The 856-nt window shown below is 54.8% G+C and carries 1 protein-coding gene and 1 pseudogene; both read right to left on the bottom strand.

Annotated elements, in window-relative coordinates; genetic code table 11:
* Positions 1–253: pseudogene (locus tag HV670_RS30210) on the bottom strand (hypothetical protein); the annotation flags it as partial.
* Positions 250–672: an FCD domain-containing protein gene (locus HV670_RS30205; protein ID WP_175108572.1), complete on the bottom strand. Its 423-nt coding sequence runs from the start codon at positions 670–672 to the stop codon at positions 250–252. The pseudogene HV670_RS30210 and the gene HV670_RS30205, both read right to left, overlap by 4 nt.
* Between the last annotated feature and the right edge of the window lie 184 nt (positions 673–856).

Genomic DNA, 856 nt, shown 5'->3' with positions numbered 1-856 from the left:
CTTCAGGCAGCAACGAGCCGAGGCTCGAAAACAGCGGACGGAGATTGAGCGCGACCAGGACAAGGCTGGCTCCAAGCAATACCTTCCCGCGAACTCTGGGGAGTGCTTCAATTTTGGGCGGCGGCACGGAATCAACCTGTGCATCGATCAGCTGCTCGTCTGCAAGCGTCATGTCAACAGCAGGCTGCAATTCTCTAGAGCCCGCGTGCGTCTGAACGGGAAGCAATGACAAATCGGAAATTTCCGGGCTCATGAGCGGTACACCTCTGGCTGCGCGACAAGGATGAAATTCATGAAGTTGCGGACTGCCTTTTCCGCTATATCGGAAGAGCGAGACTCGAAGGTGTCGATCAACGAGCGATGCTTCTCGTAGTCGGGTTCAGGAATGTCGACTTCAAGCGTCGATGCGATGGTTTCGTTCACTGCAATCGAGAGAAATTCGTAAACTTCAAGAAGTGCGGGATCGTGCGCCGCCTTTAAGATAGCCAGGTGGAATAGATAATCATCGGCAACAAATCTCGCACTGTCACTATCGTCGCCAGACCCGTGACTGCGCTTCTCAAGCAATGAGCGCAATTGCTTAAGGTCGCGCGTTTTCGCCCCCAGCTGCAAACGGATTCGAATGGCCCAGATTTCCTTGAGCCTCTTTGGCGGATTCTGTCCGGTTAGCATGCCCTACCAAGCGGGTCGTCCATGCGTTCGTCGACAATGCCACCCGTTGCGGAACCCTCGTAAGGCGCTCTATCTCGCCGCAAGCCTCGACGTGAAGACCGCGAAACGCTCCATGTAGTCACTCAGGAACTTCCGCGTCGATTCATTCGTAATATTGCCCTCTGCATCGATGAGGTCCGGCTTG

The organism is Pararobbsia alpina (assembly GCF_902859895.1).
In the GTDB taxonomy this organism is placed as follows: domain Bacteria; phylum Pseudomonadota; class Gammaproteobacteria; order Burkholderiales; family Burkholderiaceae; genus Pararobbsia; species Pararobbsia alpina.
Note: the sequence above shows the minus strand (reverse complement) of the source record. Positions and strands in the feature narration are given on the sequence as shown.

What these genes read in the sequence shown, in the direction of transcription:
- HV670_RS30205 (WP_175108572.1), bottom strand. Translation starts at nt 672, where the DNA reads ATGCTAACCGGACAGAATCCGCCAAAGAGGCTCAAGGAAATCTGGGCC.